A 22,651-nucleotide genomic window follows, 5' to 3' on the forward strand; every position below is an offset into this window, starting at 1 on the left:
AGTAGATGAGACTACTGGCGTTTTTAAAAACCTAGTATGCTCATAGTTATGCTCATAGTGGGGTGAAGATCGCCCGTAACGCTTCTTTGAAACGGCTGAATTGCTTTTCTTTGTAATAGTGCACGCTTTAGAGATAGGGGCGAGGATTTGTTCGCCTTTATCAAGAAAACACCAGACTCACACAGCAGACCATAGACAACCCAATGCTACAATTTCGCGCGCCTCAAACTTGCTTTCCTCCCATTTCACACCCGCCTTAGTGCCTACCTTGAACTCCACCCGCCTCCCCTCTTGATCCACCCAACGCACATAATACGCCACATTCCTACCCCTTGCAATATTGAGTGTCCCCAAAGACCCCTGAGGATTTAAGTATATTAGAGTATGTGCGCGCCTTGTTGGTGTGCACGAAAAGCCTAGAAAAAGGACTTGGATTTTTGCACCAAGCTGCCCAAGTAGTTTTAACTCTTGTTTAACAAAACGCCTTTTATTAATATCAATTTTGCCGAAAACAGAATGGATCTTTGTAGCGTTAGGCTGCATTATAAATTGCGCCTTTTTCAAGAGAAAATCCAGGGGAGTGTGTTTTTATGTGCGGATTGACAGGTTAATTGAATGCTGTGTTGGCAATGATTTTTACCTTGATCCGCCCTATCTCTTGAGCTGTGCGGGTTATAATGAAAATAGGGACTGGTTTTGGGCGATGAAAAGATTTGCTAGAGTTTTTGGCAATGCTGGGTGGACAAGGCATTTGCCTTACGCTCTCTAGTACAGTTTAACATAAGAGCGCAACGCACGGACTGCTTTTAGAGTGGTGTAGGGTCAGACAAATGATTGTGATTGAGTAAGCAACCCATTTTTTCATCCATTTACTTTGGAGTTGTGGATTAAAAGACGCAGATGTGTTGGTAATTTTCAGAGCTAATACTTAAAAACATTTTAAGGAGTTTTGTGCACTAAAACATTAAAAAACGATTCTTCTCTAGCTGTATTTGCACCCCCTTTAGTTACTACAGTAAACTTGTCAATCCCTATTCTCTGCTCGCTGATCAAAACATACATCTCTTTATAACTTTATCATGGACATGGAGATTATTCAATGACGCGCTTGGCTTTTTTAAATCCCTGAGACCACCGCTGGGTCATCCAATCACATCTCTTTTCCCTCAATTATTCTTTGCAGCAATCTAAGATAATTAATAAAAACTTAGGAAAGATATTCCTCAAAACGCTCAAAAAGCCCGAGGACACTACCAGAAGGCTTGCATATAGGCGATAGAATTGGGTATGATGCTTTAATGAATCTTGCTTTAACGAATCTTGCTAAATCTATAAATCTTGTCTCTTAAAAATGCACAGATGCTTGAGATCAACTTCTAACAAATGCCCAAAAACCCAAAAGGGGAACAAATAGCGAATTCTGTATAATCTATCCCAAACACGAGTTAGTTGAGGCGTTTTTGTTAGATAATGCAGCAACTCTTAACTTTTGAAATGTCCTAGAGCTTATTCCCCAACGAACAATCAAGCAACGAACTTTTAATCTGGACAACAAGTCCATCGCCTTATTACTATTATTTCTATACTCCCACCCTTGTAGATGCTAAAATACTAAGACTCTTGGTATTTTCTATGAGGAGTGCTTATGTTTGGAATAATGCGCACTTTAGGGCTTTTGTGTTTTTTGGTTAGTTTTGCTTGGGGTGTGGGATGTAAACGCTGTATAAACGCTGTATAAACGGGCTAAAAGCCCCACAAGAGGGGGCGTGTGGCAACTAGCTAGCGCAGTGATCTCCATGTTGCTCATGGTGATGATGGTGTTCTCCGCCATGGTGATGGTGGTGATGGTGGTGCGTGCCACCATGGTAGTGATGGTGGTGATGGTGGTGATGGTGCACCCCGTGCTCTGCGTGCCCTTCGTGCTCATGGCAACATTCTTCATGTCCTGACATTGCGTCTCCTTTAACCAAAAATTTCCTGAGTTAAATCAGGTAGACGCACTCTATCTAAAAAAACTTAATATTTTAATAAATAAAAAACCAAAAATCCTAAAAACCTCATTATAGCAAGACTTTTTGGTGGTGTATTTGTCTAATTTATGGGATAATTTGCTAGAATCAGTGGGCTTTGGGGGGCGATTACATTGAAGAGAGGTGTCTGGTGATCGCGTTTAGATTCTTAAAAGGGGGCGTGGTTTCTATCTGTGTGTCCTTGAGTTCCTTATTAGGGTATGGGGGAGATGTGCGTGATGGCTTTTTTATAGAGGGCAGTGTGGGGGCGCAAAGCACGGGGGTTTCTGCCTATGGTCCCAATGCCGCCCCACCCCCCAAACCCATTAACACCGCTTCTTTACAAAGCAATCTCAACGATCACCTCAAAGAGTTAGTCAACACGCTCAAAAATCTCAATTCTAGCGCGGCACAAGTGGGCTCTACCAAGGATATTTTACAGCTCTCCCCCCTTGATATTTCGGGAGCTAAGGCATCCTTGATCAAAAACCTAGAGGCGCAAATTCAAACAGAAATTGGGCAACTCAAAAGCATTCTCAACGCCAATCCTAATTCCCCCAGTGCTACGCATGATCAAGCTATTTTGCAAAACTACCAAAATATCCTGGGAGCTTGCAAGGCTATGGAACTTCCATCATTAACGAAGTCAATGACTATGACAACAAACTCACCCAAGCCCAAAAAGCCTTTAACGATTTGAAAAATGCCATCGAATCCAAAAACAGCGCGGATCAAAAGGCTTATGATAGTGCCTATAGTGCCTACCAACAAAAAAAACAAGAGTTCAGCGCGCTTAGGGATAAGATCACTTCTGCGATGGGTGAGTGTATCGGGGGATCGTCATGCAATGGGGTGGCTTCTAGCCCGGCAGCAGAGATGGCACAAATTGCCCAACTCTCCGATAATATCTTGCAAGATATTCTAGGGATCGCCAAGAATCCACAGACAGATTCCATCATCTCCATCAACCAGTATTATGGTGCTTATAACGCGGGCATCTCTGGGGCATGTTCTCCTACCACTACTAGCATCAGCACTTGTTTTAGTGCCATAGACCCTAATACCCTCAATTTCTCCATCGAACAGATTGTCAAAAACTACGCATGGTTTTTCCAAGAATCTAGAGAAATCGATCGACTCTTGAGCGCTGGCGTGTATCCTGGTATGGCTTCTAGTGCGGCTAATAGTCTTGTCGCCACCTATAACGATCTCTCCATGGTGATGGGCATGGCACAGAATAATTACCAACAAACCATCCCCACAGCTAACCAGTATTTCCACGCCCCTTCTGCCCCCACCATCACACCCCTACCCACCCCCCCCAAGCTAGGTTTCCCCTACAATAACCTAGCCAACCAGATCAACACCGCTGGCAATGATATCAGCGCACTAGGCAGTATCCGCACGCCCGGGGCTGTGCCCAGCATGGCACCCTTAAGCCAAGTGATCAAGCGTCTTGGAACCTTCCAAAATATCAACTGGAACGCCAATATAGGCGCGGGATTCCAATACTTCTTTAGCAACCACCTTGGTGTTGATCTACAAGCGAGTGTGGGGTATGGCTATGTCCATAGCGTGCTATTACAACAATCCCCCGTGTTCAAATCCTTGCAGAGTTTCAGATGGGCGTTGGGGGGCGATGTGATCTGGGATTTGGTCGTGCCAAAAGGGCGCAATGGCTTGTTTTGGGGGATATATGCGGGGGTGTATGCAGCCGGGGATCACTACTTTCTGAGTGCCAAGAACGCGCCCCTAGATCGTGCCTACACCTTTAGCGCGTTGTTGAATATGGGGCTTAGATTCCAATTTGATCGCAATATTATCAAACTAGGCGTGCAAGACCCCCTTTCTAAACAGAGTGTGGACATGCACGCTGACACCACGCATTTTATGTTAGACAATGGCTTTAGCGATGTGGATGTTTACATTGCGTTTGCGCGCTTGTTTGGGCTATAAGAACACTTTGTTTTTCTAGCCCATAGAGTTCGTAGCGCAGGGCTTTAAAGCCCAGGGCAGCTTGCTTGATCCCTAACACCTTAAAGCCCTCTTCTAACACCCGCGCGCTCTCTTGGGCGCGCTTGAAATTGGCTTGCAACATGTCTAGCAGGTTTAGGGGGCTTGTGGGTAAGGTATCGCTTGTTTGCAACACATCGTGCGCGCTATCCCTATGAGAATACAGGGCGATCACATCGCCTTGGTGTTGGCTAAAAATGTCTGTGGCACTGTGGCGGATGGTTTTGAGTTGCAGGGCTAAAGCAGGGTGGTTATAGAGGTAGCGGGCGATGTCTTCTACCACCCGCACCCCCTCCTTAAAGCGGTTGAGATTGGCGTCTAAAAGCCGTTCAATGCCCCTAGTCGTTTCTGCCCCCCATGATGCCTACGATTTGGAGCAGGGAAACAAAGACATTGAAGAAGTCCAAGTAAAGCGCGACAGCGGCTTCAATGGGGGTTGCATAAAGACCACGCACGATGTTTTGGGTGTCATAGGCGATGAATAGGCTAAAGAGAATCACGCTCACCCCAGCGATCGCCACTTGCATCATGGGCGATCCTAAAAAGAGATTGATTAAAGAAGCCACCACCACCACAATCAGCGCGATGAAGAGCATCTTGCCCATGTTGGCTAGATCGCTCTTGGTTTTAATAGCATACACACTCATCACGCCAAAGACGATGGTTGTCATGCCTAAGGCTTGCCAAATCGCGCCAGCCCCAGCCCTAGCGATCACAAAGCCTAGCAGGGGCACTAGCGTAATGCCCGAGAGGAAAGTAAAGGCAAAGAGCATGAGCAAATTCAGCGTGGGCATGTTTCTAGTGAACATCAAACCAAAGAGGGCAGCAAATTCGGCGATGAAAAACGCCCAGCGGTATTGATTCACCACTTGGAAGTTCATAAAGCCCACCAACGCGCCAATGGTAGCTAGCAACAAGCTGGCTGCAAAGAATTTGTAAGTGGTTTTGACAAAACTCACAAGCGCGGTGTCATTGAGCTGGGCGGAGGCTTCTAGGCCGGGGTTAAACTGCGTGTTAGAGGTGTTGCGATCGTATAGCGCCATAAATACTCCTTTAGTGTAAAAATGCGTGGATTATAGCACCATAGTTTAACGCTAGGCTTAAAGCAGACTTCAAAGGCGCACTAAACGCGCTGTGTGTGCGGATTTAACACGGCATTAGCCTGCCAAACGGCGCACATCGTTAAACAAGCCTAGAGCCATTAGGGCGATGAGTAAAGCTAGCCCTAAGAGATTGAGCTTTTCTAGATGCTCGCCTTTGAGTTTGCGTTTTGTCAAGCTTTCATAGAGTGTGATCACCATCTGCCCCCCATCTAAAACTGGGATAGGCAGGAGATTTAACACCCCTAGATTGATAGAGATGAAAGCGACACTCAAGAGCAAGGCTAGATTTTGCTGGTGTGCCATAAAATCCACAATCCCCACCACCGAGCTAATTTCAGACACGCTCACCACACCTATAAAGAGTTTTTCAATCCCCTTAAAAATCAGCGCGCACATACCCACAAGCTGGCTAAGCGCACGCTGGGTGGATTGCAAAAAGCCATAGCGCACCCACACTTGCTCTTTAGATGGGGCGATGCCTATGAGCTTAGTGTGCACTCTCTCTTTAAAAGCATTTTGGGTAGTTTTCAAGGCGGGTGTAAGGGTGATATTGAGGAGTTGATCGCGCTTAATTTGCAGGGTGATCGCTCCTTGTGCGCGCTGGATCGCCTCAAAAAGCTCTTGCCAATCTCTAATAGCTGTGTGATTTACTGCCACAATGCGATCCCCTACTTGGACTCCGCTTTTGGCAGCAGGCATATCAGGGGTGAGCGCGCCCACTACAGGGGCTAAACTGGTGTGCCCCACCAAGCCCACCCCTAGATAAATCCCAAAAGCCAACAAGAGATTAAAGAGGGGACCCATGCTTAAGATGATGAGTTTTTTGTAAAGGGGTTGGTTAGGATAACTCTTTGGGCTTTCTATAGGATTTTCTTGGAGTTTGACATAGCCCCCTAGTGGGATAGCAGAGAGGGCGTATTGGGTGTTGCCTAGGCGTTTAGCCCAAAGCTTGCGCCCAAAGCCAATGCTAAACACCTCTACCCCCACCCCGCACACACGCGCTGCTAGAAAATGCCCTAATTCGTGAAAGAAGATCAAAAAGCCCAAAGCTATGATAGAGGCAAGCCAGCCCATTAGACCCCTAGAGCGCGCACGAGGCGGTAGTATTTGAACACATAATCCATGCCCGAATACAAAGTAGCAAAGAGCGCGAGCGCGACTAAATAATGCCCTATCACTACACTGCCTAAGTGCAGATCGGCTAAAAGAGAGCTAATAGCCATGATTTGCAAGAAGGTTTTATACTTACCCAAACGACTCACCGCGATGCTCTTGCCCATATTAGAAACTGAGATTCGCAAACCCGCAATGAAAAACTCCCGCCCCAAGATCACAAAGGGGATCCACGGGTTGATACGATTCAAATAGAGCAAGCCTAAAAAGGCAGCTAAGATGAGAATTTTATCAGCCAAGGGATCAAAAATTTCGCCAAACAAGGTTTTCAAATGGTAGTTTCTAGCGATATAGCCGTCTAAAAAATCCGTAAGCGCTGCGCCCAAAAAGATCAAGGCTTCGGTGTAATCGGTGTGAGATTTGGGGAGCTTGAATAAATATTCCCCATGCAAGATGAAAAAAAGCAAGAAGATTGCCAGAAAGATACGCAGGATTGTCAAAATATTAGGGATGTTGCGGATGCACTTGGTTAGCACAAATGCCCCTAGGGGTAGCTAATTTGTTTGAATCGCACAAAACCTAACACAATCATGCTCCAACCTACCAGCACCCCCATCCACCACAGCACCCACACTCCAAAAATGACAAACCTATACAGGGACACACTCCCCAAAATTAGCACCATAAAGAGAATAAACATAAAACACAGCCCTATAACCAGCATCCCATACTTAAATAAGGGGTCTTGGGTTACGCGTGTGAGCTCCATAAATAGGCGATAATTGTAGTAGGCATAAAGAGCAAGGGTTAAAAACTTGAGCTGTAACATGTCCGCAGGGTTTTTAAACACCAATAATCCACATAGGGATAAAAGCGCATCAGCAATGTAGGGGAAAGCGACACATCTAAAAAGCAAAAGATTACGGCTCACCTTTGCTAGTTTGTAATAACCCACCACTTGGGCTACAAACATCGTGAGCAATAAAAAAAGATAAAATCCTAACCAAGGCGAATTCTTCAAAGACACGACAAACCCTTTGTAGGTTGATACCCAAGAGAACATGCCAAAAAAAATAACTAGCCAAAGCACAAATCCCAACGACATCGCACCAAGGATATACCTCCTAGCGCTCTGTAACTCGGGGCTATTCTCAATAAAAATGGTCATACAAGGATCAACCCTTATTTAAAGGTTGTGCCACCATCCACAACGATTGTTTGCCCAGTCAGCCACGCGCTCTGGGCAGGATCGCATAAAAAATACACCGCGCCGGCCAAATCTGTAGGGTTGCCCATGCGCTTTAGGGGGGATTGTTCTTCTACTTTTTGCTTAATTTCTGCATAATCAGGGAAGGCTTTGAGCGCGTCCGTGTCAATGGGTCCCCCGCTCACCGCATTCACACGAATCCCAAATTCTCCTAAGTCCATTGCGGCGTATTTGACCATGGTTTCTACCGCATTTTTAGAATTGCCATGCCCGGCGTAATTGGGCATGTAAACCAAGTTTCCCGTAGAGCTTAAAGAGACGATCGCCCCCCCGCCAACCATTTTCATGCGTTTAGCCGCCTCTTGTGCGCCCACCACGAAGGCTAACACCGTAGCCGTGTAGATATTATTTAATCCCTTAGGCTTGAGGCGCATAAAAGGAGCAAATCCGCCCACCACAGAGCGCCCATAGATGATCGCATTGGAGACAAAACAATCCACGCGCTCAAAATCCGCATCGATCTGTTTGAAGAGTTCTATATACTGCTCAGGTTCTAGCACATCTAAATGATAAGCGCGCGCCTTAATTTGATAGAGCTCTTGCATTTCTTGAGCGATCTTGTGTGCCTCCTCCTCGTTTTTGTGGTAAGTGAACGCCACATTGACCCCATTTTGAGCAAATCTATAAGCAATCGCCTTGCCAATCCCCCGGGTCGCCCCACTCACCACTAGGGTTTTATCCCGCATGGTTTGCTCTGATATATTCATGCCAATACCTCGTATTTCTCTAAGATGGTTTCTAAATAGCGCAGATTCTCTAAGCTAGGGGGCACTAAGGGAAGTCGATAAGCCAAATGGGGCAAAAGACCGGCTATGTGCATCGCCGCCTTGATAGGGATAGGGTTAGTCTCGCAAAAAAGCGCGGTGTTAATATCATAAAGTTCCGTTTGGATCGCGCGCGATCTAGTTAAATCCCCTTGTAGCGCGCTTTGCACTAGAGCAGAAATTTTATTGGGGAGCAAATTCCCCGTAACAGAGATCACCCCCACCCCCCCGCAAGCCATGATGGCATGGTTGAGTTTGTCCTCTCCGCTGTAAATTAAAATCCCCTCAGCGAAGCGATCTAAATCGGGCAATCTTTGCATCATCCCCGAGGCTTCTTTAATCCCTGCGACATTTTTGACTTCTTTGAAAAGTCTAGCCGCGGTTTGGGTGGCGATCTGCACTCCGGTGCGCCCGGGCACATCATAGAGGATCAAAGGGATCTCTACAGATTGGGCGATGCTCTTGTAATGTTGGTAAAGCCCTTGTTGGGTGGGGCGGTTGTAATAGGGGCTCACACATAAGATCCCATCTGCGCCTGCCTTTTGGGCAAAGCTAGCCAGCATGATCGACTCGCTCGTGGCGTTGCTCCCCACACCGGCTAAAACCTTAACCCCCTTGGGTTTGCACACCTCAATGGCGATCTCAATGCAACGCATGTGTTCTTGATGGGTGAGGGTCGCTGATTCACCAGTTGTGCCCACAGGCACGCACGCGTCCATGCCATGTCTAATTTGGCGTTCAATAAGGGCAATATAGGCGGATTCATCTACTTGCAAATCCGCTTTAAAAGGGGTGATCAACGCACTTAGTGCATGCATGGTTTAACTCTTAGGGCTTTAGCACAACACTGCTATAGACTTCATCGCGGAAGTATTCATTAGCCACGCGCACGATGTCCTTGACTTCCAGGGCATCAAACTGGGCTTGGTAATCTGCAATGTCCTTAATATCCCCTTGTGTGAGGTATTCGGCAAAAATCTCTGCGACATCTGAGGAATCCTCCAAGCTAGCAATGAAATCTGCGCGGTGATTCACCTTGACTTTGTCTAGCTGTTGTTGGGTGATCCCCCCATGTTTGATCTGATCTAGGATGTTTAAAATCTCTTGTTTGAGTTTGAGGGCTTCCACATTTTGGTTAGCCCCCGCAATGAATAAAAACACGCTAGCGTCCTTGAGTTCCATATTTTGCGCGAACACCTGAGAGGCTAGGCGTTTTTGATCCACTAAATCTTTTTTGAGCAGACTGCTATCTCCTTGCGTGAGCAACTTGGCTAGGGCGTTGAGCGCGACCTGATCTTTGTGCAAGAAGGGGGGCACTTTGTAGCCAATGGCTAGCCACTCTAAAGATAGGTCTTTTTTATGGATGGTGGTTTGGCGCAACCCATTTTGCAAGGGTTCTTGCATATACACGCCCGGGATGGGTTGGGCAGTGGTGTTTTTAATGCCTCCAAAATACTTTTTAGCCTGTTCAAACACTTGTTTGGGATCTAAATCCCCCACCACAAGCACGATCGCGTTCTTGGGTTGGTAGTAAAGCGAATGGAAATCTCTAATATCCTTGAGTTTCCAGTTCTTGATGTCCTCCATAAAACCGATGGGAGTCCAGTGGTATGGGTGGTAGACAAAGGCGGTGTTAAAAAAGCGGAAGTAGAGATAGCCCAAAGGGGAATTATCCGTGCGCCATAAGCGTTCTTCAGCCACCACTTGGCGCTCAGACATAAACTCGTCTTCTTTGAGCTGCAAAGACCCCATCATCTCGGCAAAAAGCTCTAAAGACTTGTCCAAATGGGTGTTGCTAGCTTTGATGTAGTAGCGGGTGTAATCAAAGCTAGTAGAGGCGTTACTCACGCCTCCAAAACTCTTCACAATCGCGTCAAATTCGCCCTCTTTGAGGTGTTTGGTGCTTTTAAAATTCATGTGCTCGAGCATGTGGGCGATCCCACTCTTGCCCATCATTTCATTGCGTGAACCCACTTTGTAAAGCACATCTACCTCAATGACCCCGCTTTTGTTCTCCAAAGGCACGGCGACCACCTGCAGACCATTGTCTAAAGTGGTGCTGTAATACTTGGGCAGGGGCACGCAAGAGGAACACCCCTGTTTGTCTGTGGCATCTAGCATGGCAACTCCTAGCAAACTCAAGATGAAAAACCATAAAACCCGTGTTAAAAATGTCAATCCCATCATCACCCAATCCCAATGGCATCTCGAATAGAGCTCAAAGAATCTCTTTGCAGCAATTTTACTATATCTTGGTTGATTTGTCTACAGATCAGCGGACCTTGATAGATGAAACTTGTAAAAATCTGCACAAAATGCGCCCCCATCTTAATGCGCTCATAGGCTTCTTGCGCGCTACCAATCCCTCCCACAGACACCAAGATCGCCTTTTTAAAAAACGCTTGGGCGATATGCCTAAAGACTTCCCTACTCTTAGTTTTTAAGACCTGCCCGCTGATTCCCCCAAATGGCTTGGCTCCGGGCAGGAGGCTATAATCCATCGTGGTATTGGTGGCAATAATGCCCTGCGCGCCATAATCTAGAGCGCTCGCGCACACTTTTAAAAGCGCATCGCTGGGCAAATCGGGGGCAACTTTTAAAAAGAGGGGTTTGTGTGTGAGATCGCGCGCCATAGAAAAGAGTTCGCCCACAAAGCTATTATTTTGCAAATCTCTAAGATTGGGGGTGTTGGGTGAGGAGAGGTTAAAGACATAGTAATTCCCCACACCCAAGCTAGCTTGCAGGGCTTGTTGGTAATCTTTAAGCGCGTGCTCTAGGGGGGTGTCTTTATTCTTGCCCACATTGACCCCCACCACACATGCAAGCGGACGCACACGCTCTAAACGATCCACCAAGCGCGCAATGCCTTTATTATTAAAACCCATCGCGTTTTGCAAACTCTCTTGCTTAGGGAATCTAAACAAACGCGGTTTGGGGTTGCCATATTGGGGTTTAGGCGTGGCTGTGCCCACCTCCACCCCCCCAAAGCCTAGTTGGTTTAATCCGGCTAACATGGTGGCATTTTTATCAAACCCGGCGGCTAGACAGAGGGGATTGGGCATCTCCATCCCCAAAATCGTATTTTTCAACATGGGGTGCTGGTAGGGGGGTGGTAGCCACCACCTCAAAAACTTCAGGGCTTGCTCAGCTAGGGCGTGCGCGCTCTCAGGTTCTAATTGGAACAGAAGTTTTTTTGCTAGAGGATAAAATTTAACCATGCGCTCTTTCTACTTCTTGTTCAAAAAAGGCTTGCGCGTCAAAACACGCCCCCTCACAGGGCACTTTAGTGTAAGTGCCATCGGGTTTAAGCGTATAAGACTGGGCATTGTCCTTGAGCTGGGTGTGCAGAATGTGGAATAACTTGCGTTGGATACTCTTAGAGGGAGCGGGGATGAGCAATTCTACGCGTTTGTCTAAATTGCGCGTCATCATGTCCGCGCTAGAAAAATAGAGTTTGGCAGGATCGTGAGCGAAGTAGTAAATGCGCGCGTGTTCTAAATATTTCCCCACAATAGAGAAAACACGGATATTCTCACTCAAGCCCTCCACTTGGGGACGCAAGCAACAAATGCCCCGAATAATCAGATCGATTTGCACCCCCACACCCGAAGCCTCGTATAAATCTTGAATAATCTCTGGATCCACAAGAGCGTTAGCTTTTAAAATAATGCGCCCTCTTTCTTTAAAGCGCATTTCATTTTGAATCAAAGCGTGCATTTGAGCGCGGATTTGCTTGGGTGCCATAAAGAGCGTTTTAAGGTAGGTTTTGCCTGCCACCCCCGTGCTGAGTGAGTGGAAGAGCTTTAACACATCATAAGCAACCTGTCTATTGGAGGTGAGCAAACTAATATCCGTATAGACCTTAGCCGATTGGATATTGTAATTGCCCGTGCTCAAATGCACATACTCTTTAATCTGATCGCCCACTTTGCGCACCACAAGGGCAAGTTTGGCATGTACCTTTAACTTAGGTACACCATAGATGACATGTGCGCCCGCGTCCTCTAGCTCCCTAGCCCAGTGCAAATTATTCTCTTCATCAAAGCGCGCCTTGAGCTCCACGAGCACACTCACCTGTTTATGGGGCGCAACTTCTGTTAGTGCCTTGACAAGGGGGGATTGCTTCCCCACACGATAAAGAGTCATCCTAATAGCTAAGACACAGGGGTCTTTAGCCGCATCTTGGATAAATTGCACCACAGGGTCAAAGCTTTCATAGGGGTGGAAGAGAAAAATATCTTGTTTGTCTAGTAAGTCAAACATACCGGTATGGTGTTCTAAATCGCTCAAAGGGGGGAGCACTTTGGGGTGAAAAATAGGGGCTTTGAGCGTGGCATACCCTTTAGCGTTGACTAACTCCCACAAAGAGCCTAAGTTTAATAAGATGTGGCTCTTATAGACATCCACCCCGGGCATCTTGTGCTGGATGAAATCTAGCAGATCCTCATGCGCCCCGCTCACTTCTAAGCGCACCACATCGCCCCGGTTGCGCGTGCGCAAGCCCTCGCTAATGAGTGCGGCTAAATCATGCCCCTCATCCTCAATAATCTCCATGTCCGCATCACAGGTAACCCTAAAAACCATGCTCGCTAGCACATCGTGCTTTTCAAAGAGCAAGGGCGCAAATTCGCGCACCACCTCTTCTACAGGCACAAAAACCCCCTTATCTACCTCCACAAAGCGTTGCACCACCGCAGGGATTTTGATGATCCCATAAGTCGTGTGCGTGTGCTTATGGCGTTTTAAGCCCAATACCAGCCCAAAACTCAAATTGCTCAAAAAAGGGAAGGGGCGCACTGGGTCTAGCACAATGGGCACGACTAAGGGGTAGAGCGTGCTTTCAAAATAATCTTGCAATTTATCTTGATGCTTTTGGCAAAGCTCTTGCACGCCATCTACTAGGGACAACCCCACCGCATCCAAGCCCGCCTTAAGCTCTAAAAATTGTTCTTGCACAATGCGCTGTTCAGCGCGCAGATAGTGGCGGATTTGCCTGAGTTGTTTGTCATGGCTTATTTGATCTACCCCCACCTTAAGCCCCCCTTCCTCGCTCAAATGCTTGAGCCCAGCCACACGAATCATATAAAACTCGTCCAAATTTGTGCCATAAATGGCTAAGAACTTCAAGCGCTCTAAAAGGGGTAACTTAGTGTCGCAAACCTGATCTAAAACCCGCGTGTTGAATTGTAGCCATGAGAGTTCTCGGTTAAAATACAGATGCGCTAAATCCATACCAAAACCTCCACACATAACCATAACCTACAACACTAGGGTTAATCAACGCGCAATCCCCTTTGGCCCCCACCCATTAAAGTAACTTCAAAGGGCGTTTGATAGAGTTTAAGCACCCTAAAATCCTGCAAGGAGTTCTTTTGCGCGCCCCCAATGTCCCCATCTTGGTGGCAATCCATTCCTTATCAACATGCCTGCAACGCACTAAAGAGCGCCTAACTCCCCCCTCCCCCTTTACAATCCATATCTGTAACATTGGTTTCACCTCAGACGATCGACAAAATTCAGCCTTATCTTAAAACCTTACCGCCATACAGATACTCTCAGGACTAGAGCAGACAAAAGCAAAATTGCTAAAGATATTTAGCGCGCGCTAGGCGCGCCTTTGTTTTAAAGGTGGGGCTTAACTTGTTCTACCAACGCGCTAAAAGCACTTGCGTCTGTCATCGCCATGTCCGCTAAGACCTTGCGATCGAGCTCGATATTTGCGCTTTTGAGCGCGTGCATGAACCTAGAATAACTGGTATCATGCAGACGACAAGCCGCATTGATACGCACGATCCACAGACTTCTAAAGTCGCGCTTTTTTTGCTTGCGATCCCTAAAGGCATAGCACAAACTGCGTTCTAATTGCTCTTTAGCCTTTCTAAAATGCTTATGCCTACCGCTATAAAATCCGCGCGCTAATTTTAAGACTTTTTTATGGCGGCGGCGGCGCACCACTCCGGTTTTTACTCTCATTATGTTTCCTTTACCTTGTAGGTGTGATTGAAATCAAACTTTCCCTGTTTGTGCAAAAAGGCACGCAAGGGGGATTTACTACGCCTTACACAACATGCTCGCCACAGAGTGCAGATTAGTAGGGTGCACATAATGCGGGCTATTGAGATTGGCTTTTCTGCGGGGGCTTTTCTTGGTCAAAATATGGCTTTTAAAAGCACTCCCACGCTTGATCAAGCTTTTTTTCACCTTAAAGCGTTTAGCCGCCCCGCGGTTGGTTTTCATCTTAGGCATGCTCTCTCCTTTCTATAAATTTACTTCTTTTGGGGCACAAAGAGCCACATCACAAAACGGCCCTCTGTCTTGGGCTCTTTTTGCGCGTCCGCAATGTCGCTCATCATCGCATGCACGCGTTGCAAGACCTCTAAACCCGCCTTAGGGTCATGACTCTCACGCCCGCGCAAAACCACTTTGAATTTGACATGCTTGCCCTCTTCTATAAACTCCCTGGCATGTTTGACTTTGTAATTGATGTCGTTCTGGGCGATTTGGGTGGAGAGCTTGATCTCTTTGATCTCAATTTGCTTTTGCTTCTTTTTGGCTTCTTTGAGTTTCTTTTCGGCTTGGTAGCAGTATTTGCCATAGTCCATCACTTTGCACACAGGAGGTTTAGCATTCGCGCTAATGAGCACCAAATCTAGACCCTGATTGCGCGCGATTTTTAACGCCTCTGCCGCGCTGATAATGCCAAATTGTTCGCCTCCATCGCCCACACAACGCACTTCTCTAAAAGAGATCGCATCGTTTAACAAGACATCCTTACTCAAAAACTAACCTCTTGCATTTTCTCTTGACACATGTGAATAAACTCCTTGCTGTTCATAGTGTATTGTTGCCCCAAAGCGCGATCGCGAATGGCTAGGCTGTCCTCTTGGGCTTCTTTAGCCCCCAAGACCGCGATCAAGGGCACTTTTTGTTTCTCTAGGGTGCGGATACGCTTTGCCAAACTCTCATTTTTACTTGCCACTTCTGCAAAAATATCTACATGGCGTAGTTGCTCATAGATGTTTTGTGCATAATCATGTTGATCCGCAGAAATGGGCACAAGCGCAACCTGCACGGGGGCGATGAAAAAGGGGAAATTCCCGCTGTAGTGTTCAGTGAGCACAGCGATAAAACGCTCAAAAGAGCCCAAAATGGCGCGGTGAATCATCACAGGCATTTGCGGGCTGTCCTGTTCGCTCGCATAACTTAGATGGAAACGCGCGGGCAAATTCATATCCACCTGCACAGTGCCACACTGCCATTTGCGTCTAATTGCGTCTGTAATCTTGATGTCAATTTTAGGTCCATAAAACGCCCCTCCGCCCTCATCAACGCTAAAGGGCACGCCCTGCTCTTGTAGAGCTTCTTGGAGCGCATTAGTGGCTTGCTCCCACACTGCATCGCTACCGATGTATTTTTCTGGCTTGGTGGAGAGCTCCATTTCATAATCAAAGCCAAAAGCTCCCATCACCCTCTTGGTGAATTGTAAAATAGCCTGCACTTCTCCCTTAATTTGATCAAAACGACAGAAAATATGCGCGTCATCTTGGGTAAATTCACGCACGCGCAACAAGCCATGCAAAACCCCGCTTTGCTCATGTCTATGCACCACCCCATATTCATAAAAACGCAAGGGCAGGTCGCGATAAGAGCGCAGGGCGTGTTGATAGACCTTAATATGCCCTACACAATTCATGGGCTTAATGCCGTATTCCACCTCATCAATAGTGGTAAAATACATGTTCTCTTTGTAGTTGTCATAATGCCCGCTGATCTTCCACAAACTGCTTTTAAGGATTTCAGGTCCGCGCACGGGTTCATACCCACTGCGCAATAACGCCACGCTCAATAAGTCCTCAATGCGTTTGCGCAAACGCATGCCATTGGGCAACCAAATGGGCAAGCCCGCCCCCACTTCCTCATCAAATCTAAAAAGCCCTAATTCCTGTCCTAATTTGCGGTGATCGCGCTTTTTGGCTTCTTCAAGTTGGGTTAAATAATCCTTTAAACTCTGCTTAGTGGCAAAGGCGATCCCATAAATGCGCTGTAACATCTCTTGGCTAGAATCCCCTCCCAAATATGCCCCGGCAAGCTTAGTGAGTTTGAAATGCTGTAAAAACTTTGTATTGGGCAAATGGGGACCCCGACACAAATCTTCAAACTCCCCTTGTGTATAAATACTCAATCTCTCCTCTGGGATATTTGCCATCACGGCTTGTTTGAGAGAGTCATTTTTAAAGCGTTGCTGGGCTTCTTGGCGATCGCAATAACTCTTGGTGATGGGGTAAGCACGCTTAGCGATCTCTAGCATTTTGGCTTCAATGCGCGCTAGGTCCTCCTCAGAAACCTTAGCTTGGGTTTTAAAATCGTAATAAAACCCCTCCTCTACCACAGGACCGACAAAAAATTGCGCGCCCGGGTAGAGTTGCGCGATGGCTTGAGCCATCAAATGGGCGCAAGAGTGGCGCAAAATTTCTAAAGCCTCCGGATTATCCCCAAATAAAATCGCTTGCGCGCCTGCTACCGGTTGTCCCTCTTGTAAAAACCCTAACTCCTGCGCGCTTTGCACATCATAAACCACCCCCTCTTTTTTGACACCAATAATCTGCTCCAATCCTATCCTTTATCTAACAACCGCTCGATCCAAAACCGCACTGCACCTGCGAATCCACTTTTTCGGCATCGGGGTCTTTCATGGGCTGTAAACACCCTAGTAACAATAACGCACACAGCAAGGCTAACACTCTTGGCATTTCTCTTCCAAAAACACAAAAAACTGCCCCCATTCTACCAGCTTTGAGTTAAACCTTTGTTTAAAGCTCCCCTAAGTTGAATTTAGTCTTTCTTTTGTTAAGATCGCGCTTTTAAAGGATTTGCATGGACGAACAAAAGCAAAAAGCGTTGGATTTGGCGATCAAGCAGATTGATAAAGTTTTTGGGAAGGGGGCGTTAATGCGCTGGGGAGACAAGGAGATCGAACCCATTGAGGCGATTTCTACTGGATCGCTAGGGCTAGACATCGCGCTAGGCATTGGAGGCGTGCCCAGAGGGCGCATTGTGGAGGTCTATGGTCCAGAATCCAGTGGGAAAACCACCTTGACTTTGCACATCATCGCCCAAGCCCAAAAAGAAGGGGGTACATGCGCCTTTATTGATGCCGAACATGCCCTAGATGTGCAATACGCTAAGAAATTGGGTGTGGATGTGGACAATTTATTGATCTCACAACCTGACACCGGCGAAGAAGCCCTAGAGATTTTAGAAACTTTGGCGCGGAGCGGAGCGGTAGATGTGATTGCTGTAGATTCTGTCGCCGCGCTCACCCCACGCGCTGAAATTGAGGGGGATATGGGGGATCAGCATGTGGGCTTGCAAGCCCGCTTGATGAGCCAAGCCCTGCGCAAGATTACAGGCGTGTTGCACAAGATGAACACGACTCTAGTGTTTATCAACCAAATCCGCATGAAAATTGGCATGATGGGCTATGGGAGCCCAGAAACCACTACGGGGGGTAATGCTCTAAAATTCTATGCTAGCGTGCGCTTGGATATTCGGCGTATCGCCACACTCAAACAAAACGATCAATCCATTGGGAATCGCGTCAAAGTGAAGGTGGTGAAAAACAAAGTCGCTCCTCCCTTTAAGGAAGCCGAGTTCGATGTGATCTATGGCGAGGGGATTAGCCATGCCGGCGAGATCATTGATTATGGGGTAAAATTGGACATTGTGGATAAAAGCGGGGCGTGGTTTAGCTACCAAGACACCAAATTAGGGCAGGGCAAGGAAACCTCTAGACTCACCCTCAAAGAAAACCATGCCCTAGCCCTAGAGATCGAAACCAAAATCAAAGAAAAGCTCTGTTTTAGCGATAAAACCCACGCGCTAGACATGCCTGTTGAGAGTTGATGATGTTGTTAACTTTGTGGCAACTGGCTTTTTTGTATCGTTATGTCCTGTTCTTGTTTGCTGGGCTGGTAGCTTTAGGGCTTTATATTGGGGGGTTGCTCTTTGGAGAAAGCTCCTTTGAGGTGCTCAATGCGCTCAAAGACAGGCAGGCAAGTTTGCAAGCCAGTGTGCAGAATTTGCAGTATGAAAACGCCAAACTCCAAAAACAGCTCTTTGAACTCAAAGAGTTAGAACCCACTTTAAGCGCGCGCTAGATGAAAATGTTCAAAGGGCTGGTGGTGTTCGTGCTCTTGGGCATGCTGATGGCTAGAGAAAACCCCTTTGAACCTTCCAAGAACGCGCGCGGGAACACCAACATGCTAGAAGACATGGTGGTGGACTACTTTAGAACCTTGAAAATCACCCTGCCCACCACGGCTAGAGTGCTTACTAAAATTACTTTAACCTACCAAGATTTAGACGCGTCTATGCACACTAAAGAGATAGACATAGGTCAGCGCATCGATTGGCACTATCCCTTGCAACTCAGCCAGATCAAAGCCTTGTTGCAACCCGAGCATAGCACTTACGAGATCGCCAACTTCGAATTTTGGATTCGCGATAACAAGATTTACTTACGCACCGCCTCCAAAATCCAACGCTCCTTTGTCTTATTAGACCCCTATCGCATTGTGATCGACATCGATAGAAAAGAACCCACCTTGCGCGAAACCCTCTATATCCACCAAAGGCATGTCAGCCAAGTCGCCCTAAGCACCCATAATAAATTCTATCGTTTTGCCATCGCCTTGGATGGGCGTTACGACTACAAGATCGCCCAAAAGGATAACTATCTAGTCATCACTTTGTATTAACCAACCTCATTAAGGAACAACTATGGCGACTAAGTTTATCTTCATCACCGGCGGGGTGCTGAGTTCTTTGGGTAAGGGCGTGGCTTCTAGCTCCCTAGCCCATCTGCTCAAACTCTGTAATTTTGAGGTGGATATTCTCAAAATCGATCCCTACATCAATATTGACCCGGGCACCCTAAGCCCCTTTGAGCATGGCGAAGTCTTTGTAACCGCAGATGGAAGTGAGACGGATTTAGACATCGGGCATTACGAACGCTTTTTAAACAAGGATTTTTCTAAAGAGAACAATTTCACCACCGGGCAAATCTATTTGAGTGTGATTGAAAAGGAGAGAGAGGGCAAGTATTTAGGCAAGACGATTCAGGTGATCCCCCACATTGTAGAGGAGATTAAGGAGCGGATTTTAAGACTTGGGCAGGGCAAGGACTTTTTAATCGTAGAAGTGGGGGGCACGGTGGGGGACATTGAGGGGATGGTGTATTTAGAAGCCATTAGAGAGCTTAAAAACACTTTGGGGCGCAAGCAGGTAGCCAATGTGCATGTGAGCCTAGTGCCCTATATTCCCACTAGCCAAGAGCTCAAGAGCAAACCCACCCAACACTCCATCATTGAATTGCGCCGTTTGGGTGTGAGCGCGCATATCATTTTGGCGCGCTGTAGCCAGCCCTTGAGTTTGGAGCTCAAAAAAAAGATCGCCAGCAGTTGCGATGTGCCAGAGGAGAATGTGATTGAGGCTAGAGATGTGCCTAGCATTTACGCCTGCCCCTCTGAATACCTCAAAGAGGGCTTGCTAAAAGCTATCTTTAGGCATTTTGATTTAGAAGCGCACCCAGACACCCAAAAATTACAAATTTGGGAAAATTTAGTCGGGCATATCCTCAAACCCAAGCGCAGTGTTAAAATTGCCTTTGTGGGGAAATATGTGCACTTAGTGGAATCCTATAAGAGCTATTTAGAAAGCATGGTGTGTGTGGGCGCGCATGCGCAACTCAAAGTAGAGGTGGTCTTTGTCAATAGCGAAGAGTTAGAATTACAGGAGGGGCAAACAGACGCGTCCTTGCGCGCGCGCATTGCCAACCAACTCCAAGACTTGCAAGGTATTTTAGTGCCCGGGGGCTTTGGACAACGCGGGATCGAGGGGATGATCAACGCCATCACGCACGCGCGCACGCACCATATCCCCTTTTTGGGTGTGTGTTTGGGGGCACAACTCATGGTCGTAGAATTTGCCAGAGAGGTGCTAGGTTTGCAAGGCGCGCATTCTAGCGAATTTGCTCCTGAGTGTGTGCACCCGGTGGTGCACCTGCTGGAGAGTCAAGCCCACATCGCCCATAAGGGTTCGAGCATGCGTCTTGGCACGCACCCCATCGCGCTCAAAGAGGGGTCTTTGATCGCTAAGGCTTATGGCGCGCTAGAGATTAAAGAGCGCCACCGCCACCGCTACACCATCAACAAGGCTTATTTAAAATCCTATGCTGAGCACGGGCTAGAAGTGGTGGCGCACAGCCCCCAAGATCAACTAATAGAGGGGTTAGCTCTGCAGGGTTACAAGTTTTTCATGGGTGTGCAATACCACCCCGAATTTACTTCAAGATTGATCGCCCCCAATCCCCTTTTTAAAGCCTTTGTGCAAGCCTGTTTATAATGCCCTTTGTGCGCGAAGTCTTTGATGTCCCTGCGCCCATAAAGGCGTGGGCTTTTGTCAGCCATGTCCTAGCTTGTTCGCGCGCGCAAGCCCAAAGCGTGTTGGATCGAGGGCGTTTGCGCTATCCTAATGGGGTTTGTGTGCGCAAGTCTGAGCGCATTGTAGGGCAGGTCGCGCTTTTGCACTTTAAAGCCCTCCATGCCCCCAGCCTAAAGCCCATCTTTAGCACCCCTTTTTTTGAGATTTACCACAAGCCCAAAAATCTCTACTCCCACCCTAAGAATTATCAGAGTTTTAGTTTGTATGAAAGCGTGCACGCGCGCAACCCTGAGGCTAGATTGATCCACCGCCTAGATTATGAAACCAGTGGGCTGGTGATGGTGAGCGCACAAAAGCGTTATGAAAATACGCTCAGAACACTCTTTAGCGCGCGCCAAATAAAAAAAACCTACCATGCGTGGGTGCAGGGAGATATACGCGCCTACGCACAGGGGGATTTTAGTGTGATCTTGCCCATCTTAGAACCCAAGAGTATTCGAGGTGATCTAGGGATTCGTTGCCAAATCTCTACAAAGGGCAAGTTTAGCGCGACCACTATAGAAATTCTAGACTTTTGCTCCTACACTCAGCGCACACGCCTGAAAATCACTCCCATTAGCGGGCGCACGCACCAAATCCGCCTGCATTTAAGCGCGCTAGGCTTCCCCATTGTAGGCGAACCCCTCTACACCCATGACGCGCACGCTAGGGCGTATTTAGACGCTAAAAAAGCGGATTTTCAAGGCGCATTTAAATCTTTACAAACGAAGTTAGCCCTAGAAGCTACAGGGCTAGAATTTGCGCTTTTTGGGTTGGCTTATGGGCTTTACTCCAAAGAGGCAAAGCGTGAATCGTAGTGCACGGGTCCAGTGGTGCGCAAAAAGTCCATAACGCGTTCAATCTCTGCTTCGCTAGCATAGGGGGCATGCAGGCGTTGCAAGGTGTTGTTAAACCCAAAGAGCATATCGCCTTTCCCCAAGAGATTTTGTGCCCCCTCTTGATCTAGGATAATGCGCGAGTCTAGTTTAGAGCCCACCTTAAAGCTAATTTTAGAGGGCAAATTGGTTTTAATCAACCCGGTTAACACCTCCACACTGGGGCGTTGGGTGGCGATGATGAGGTGAATCCCACACGCGCGCCCCATTTGGGCGATGCGGATGATGGGGGCTTCCACCTCCTTACCCCCCACGAGCATCAAATCGGCTAATTCATCGATCACCACCACCAAAAAGGGTAGACTCTCTAGGGCTTTGGCGTTATAGCTTTGCAAATTCTTCACCCGCAGGGTGCTCATGCTCACATAACGCCGCTCCATCTCCTCCACCGCGCTTTTGAGCGCGATGATGGCTTGGTTGGGATCGGTGATAATGGGGGTGATGAGGTGGGGGATATCTACATAGGCACTAAATTCCACCCGTTTGGGATCAATGATGAGCAAGCGCGCTTGCGTAGGCGTGTTTCTATAGAGCAAAGAGAGCAACATGGCATGCAAGCCCACACTCTTTCCGCTCCCTGTAGTGCCCGCGATGAGTAAGTGGGGCAACGCGCTTAGATCGTGCACAAAGACTTCTCCACGCACATCTTTACCCAAGGCTAGGGCTAGGGGGTAGGGGGCTTGGGTGAAATTAGGGCTTTCTAGGATTTCTCTAAGTGCGATGATCTCCACTTGATCGCGCGCAATCTCAATCCCCATCACATCTTTGCCCAAAATAGGGGCATGGATACGCACGGATTTAGCGCATAAAGCCATCGCCAAATCATCAGCCAAACCCACCACCTTACTCACCTTGACATGCGCGCCGGGACGAAACTCGAAAGTGCACACCACAGGTCCCACGCAGGTGTGCACAATCTGACCTTCGATTTTAAACATGCGCAATTTGGCTAACAAGTTCTGGGCTTGTTGGGCGGCTTGGTGGGAGGTGGGAGGTGGGGGAGGTG

At 47.5% G+C, this 22,651-nt stretch carries 25 protein-coding genes; 7 read left to right on the forward strand and 18 right to left on the reverse strand.

Going from position 1 to position 22,651, the window contains the following annotated elements:
• Nucleotides 1-177 precede the first annotated feature (177 nt).
• Together EAO33_RS09140 and EAO33_RS09255 are read right to left on the reverse strand one after the other, a co-directional pair.
• Nucleotides 178-321, reverse strand: coding sequence for a hypothetical protein (locus EAO33_RS09140; protein WP_162982253.1), 144 nt, complete (start codon nucleotides 319-321; stop codon nucleotides 178-180).
• A 1,345-nt stretch (nucleotides 322-1,666) separates the two neighbouring features.
• On the reverse strand, nucleotides 1,667-1,942 hold the full coding sequence (locus tag EAO33_RS09255) for a hypothetical protein (RefSeq protein ID WP_205589535.1): 276 nt from the start codon (nucleotides 1,940-1,942) through the stop codon (nucleotides 1,667-1,669).
• A 218-nt stretch (nucleotides 1,943-2,160) separates the two neighbouring features.
• Between EAO33_RS09255 and EAO33_RS07535 the strand changes: the two genes are divergently transcribed.
• Entirely contained in the window at nucleotides 2,161-2,709 is a 549-nt protein-coding gene (locus EAO33_RS07535) for a hypothetical protein (RefSeq protein ID WP_162982254.1), read from the forward strand.
• Nucleotides 2,622-3,965, forward strand: coding sequence for an outer membrane beta-barrel protein (locus tag EAO33_RS07540; RefSeq protein ID WP_162982255.1), 1,344 nt, complete (start codon nucleotides 2,622-2,624; stop codon nucleotides 3,963-3,965). Before EAO33_RS07535 ends, EAO33_RS07540 begins: the two co-directional genes overlap by 88 nt.
• Here EAO33_RS07540 and EAO33_RS07545 read toward each other — a convergent pair.
• The 15 genes from EAO33_RS07545 to EAO33_RS09775 all read right to left on the reverse strand — a co-directional run bounded on the left by EAO33_RS07545 (nucleotide 3,916) and on the right by EAO33_RS09775 (nucleotide 17,019).
• Nucleotides 3,916-4,356, reverse strand: coding sequence for a thiamine-phosphate pyrophosphorylase (locus tag EAO33_RS07545; RefSeq protein WP_120946149.1), 441 nt, complete (start codon nucleotides 4,354-4,356; stop codon nucleotides 3,916-3,918). The genes EAO33_RS07540 and EAO33_RS07545 overlap by 50 nt on opposite strands.
• Before the next feature lie 4 nt (nucleotides 4,357-4,360).
• On the reverse strand, nucleotides 4,361-5,065 hold the full coding sequence (locus EAO33_RS07550; RefSeq protein WP_120946150.1) for a Bax inhibitor-1/YccA family protein: 705 nt from the start codon (nucleotides 5,063-5,065) through the stop codon (nucleotides 4,361-4,363).
• Nucleotides 5,066-5,179: 114 nt separating this feature from the next.
• Nucleotides 5,180-6,199, reverse strand: a complete 1,020-nt coding sequence (gene rseP, locus EAO33_RS07555) for an RIP metalloprotease RseP (protein WP_120946151.1) — start codon at nucleotides 6,197-6,199, stop codon at nucleotides 5,180-5,182.
• Nucleotides 6,199-6,774, reverse strand: a complete 576-nt coding sequence (pgsA, locus tag EAO33_RS07560; protein ID WP_120946152.1) for a CDP-diacylglycerol--glycerol-3-phosphate 3-phosphatidyltransferase — start codon at nucleotides 6,772-6,774, stop codon at nucleotides 6,199-6,201. Before pgsA ends, rseP begins: the two co-directional genes overlap by 1 nt.
• An 8-nt stretch (nucleotides 6,775-6,782) precedes the next feature.
• A complete protein-coding gene (locus EAO33_RS07565; protein ID WP_235853134.1) occupies nucleotides 6,783-7,265 on the reverse strand; it encodes a hypothetical protein in 483 nt (160 codons plus the stop codon).
• Between the two features lie 155 nt (nucleotides 7,266-7,420).
• Complete coding sequence (locus tag EAO33_RS07570; RefSeq protein WP_205589536.1) at nucleotides 7,421-8,191, reverse strand: enoyl-ACP reductase; 771 nt, start codon at nucleotides 8,189-8,191, stop codon at nucleotides 7,421-7,423.
• A 17-nt stretch (nucleotides 8,192-8,208) separates the two neighbouring features.
• Nucleotides 8,209-9,087, reverse strand: a complete 879-nt coding sequence (gene dapA, locus EAO33_RS07575; RefSeq protein WP_120946154.1) for a 4-hydroxy-tetrahydrodipicolinate synthase — start codon at nucleotides 9,085-9,087, stop codon at nucleotides 8,209-8,211.
• Nucleotides 9,088-9,097: 10 nt separating this feature from the next.
• Entirely contained in the window at nucleotides 9,098-10,390 is a 1,293-nt protein-coding gene (locus tag EAO33_RS07580) for a M16 family metallopeptidase (RefSeq protein ID WP_205589537.1), read from the reverse strand.
• Between the two features lie 65 nt (nucleotides 10,391-10,455).
• Nucleotides 10,456-11,487: a dihydroorotate dehydrogenase (quinone) gene (gene pyrD, locus EAO33_RS07585; protein WP_120946156.1), complete on the reverse strand. Its 1,032-nt coding sequence runs from the start codon at nucleotides 11,485-11,487 to the stop codon at nucleotides 10,456-10,458.
• Nucleotides 11,480-13,501, reverse strand: a complete 2,022-nt coding sequence (gene ppk1, locus EAO33_RS07590; protein WP_120946166.1) for a polyphosphate kinase 1 — start codon at nucleotides 13,499-13,501, stop codon at nucleotides 11,480-11,482. Before ppk1 ends, pyrD begins: the two co-directional genes overlap by 8 nt.
• Nucleotides 13,502-13,891: 390 nt before the next feature.
• Complete coding sequence (gene rplT, locus EAO33_RS07595) at nucleotides 13,892-14,242, reverse strand: 50S ribosomal protein L20 (protein WP_120946157.1); 351 nt, start codon at nucleotides 14,240-14,242, stop codon at nucleotides 13,892-13,894.
• A 78-nt stretch (nucleotides 14,243-14,320) separates the two neighbouring features.
• The gene (gene rpmI, locus EAO33_RS07600) at nucleotides 14,321-14,515 is read right to left on the reverse strand and encodes a 50S ribosomal protein L35 (protein WP_120946158.1); all 195 of its coding nucleotides are present in this window, start codon (nucleotides 14,513-14,515) and stop codon (nucleotides 14,321-14,323) included.
• Between the two features lie 20 nt (nucleotides 14,516-14,535).
• Entirely contained in the window at nucleotides 14,536-15,033 is a 498-nt protein-coding gene (gene infC, locus EAO33_RS07605; RefSeq protein WP_205589538.1) for a translation initiation factor IF-3, read from the reverse strand.
• An 11-nt stretch (nucleotides 15,034-15,044) separates the two neighbouring features.
• Nucleotides 15,045-16,880 carry a threonine--tRNA ligase gene (gene thrS, locus EAO33_RS07610; protein WP_120946160.1) on the reverse strand — a complete coding sequence of 612 codons (1,836 nt, stop codon included), beginning with the start codon at nucleotides 16,878-16,880 and terminating at the stop codon, nucleotides 15,045-15,047.
• A gap of 13 nt (nucleotides 16,881-16,893) precedes the next feature.
• Nucleotides 16,894-17,019, reverse strand: a complete 126-nt coding sequence (locus EAO33_RS09775) for a hypothetical protein (RefSeq protein WP_268877479.1) — start codon at nucleotides 17,017-17,019, stop codon at nucleotides 16,894-16,896.
• A 118-nt stretch (nucleotides 17,020-17,137) separates the two neighbouring features.
• Here EAO33_RS09775 and recA point away from each other — a divergent pair, with 118 nt between their 5' ends.
• From recA to EAO33_RS07635, 5 genes are read left to right on the forward strand one after another with little or no spacing between them, the layout of a single operon-like run.
• The gene (gene recA / locus EAO33_RS07615; RefSeq protein ID WP_120946161.1) at nucleotides 17,138-18,172 is read left to right on the forward strand and encodes a recombinase RecA; all 1,035 of its coding nucleotides are present in this window, start codon (nucleotides 17,138-17,140) and stop codon (nucleotides 18,170-18,172) included.
• A 2-nt stretch (nucleotides 18,173-18,174) separates the two neighbouring features.
• Nucleotides 18,175-18,426 carry a hypothetical protein gene (locus EAO33_RS07620; protein ID WP_120946162.1) on the forward strand — a complete coding sequence of 84 codons (252 nt, stop codon included), beginning with the start codon at nucleotides 18,175-18,177 and terminating at the stop codon, nucleotides 18,424-18,426.
• Complete coding sequence (locus EAO33_RS07625) at nucleotides 18,427-19,026, forward strand: AMIN domain-containing protein (RefSeq protein WP_235853135.1); 600 nt, start codon at nucleotides 18,427-18,429, stop codon at nucleotides 19,024-19,026.
• A 22-nt stretch (nucleotides 19,027-19,048) separates the two neighbouring features.
• Complete coding sequence (locus EAO33_RS07630) at nucleotides 19,049-20,671, forward strand: CTP synthase (protein ID WP_120946163.1); 1,623 nt, start codon at nucleotides 19,049-19,051, stop codon at nucleotides 20,669-20,671.
• Nucleotides 20,671-21,567 (forward strand): pseudouridine synthase family protein, encoded by an 897-nt coding sequence (locus EAO33_RS07635; protein WP_120946164.1) that lies wholly within the window; start codon nucleotides 20,671-20,673, stop codon nucleotides 21,565-21,567. The genes EAO33_RS07630 and EAO33_RS07635 overlap by 1 nt, the downstream gene beginning before the upstream one ends.
• On the opposite strand, the gene EAO33_RS07640 is transcribed toward EAO33_RS07635, so the two are convergent.
• On the reverse strand, nucleotides 21,537-22,651 hold a 1,115-nt coding region (locus EAO33_RS07640), incomplete at its 5' end, for a DNA translocase FtsK (protein ID WP_162982257.1). The two genes, EAO33_RS07635 and EAO33_RS07640, sit on opposite strands and share 31 nt — an antisense overlap.

Origin of the sequence: Helicobacter labacensis, from assembly GCF_003660285.1 — a bacterium.
GTDB lineage: Bacteria > Campylobacterota > Campylobacteria > Campylobacterales > Helicobacteraceae > Helicobacter > Helicobacter labacensis.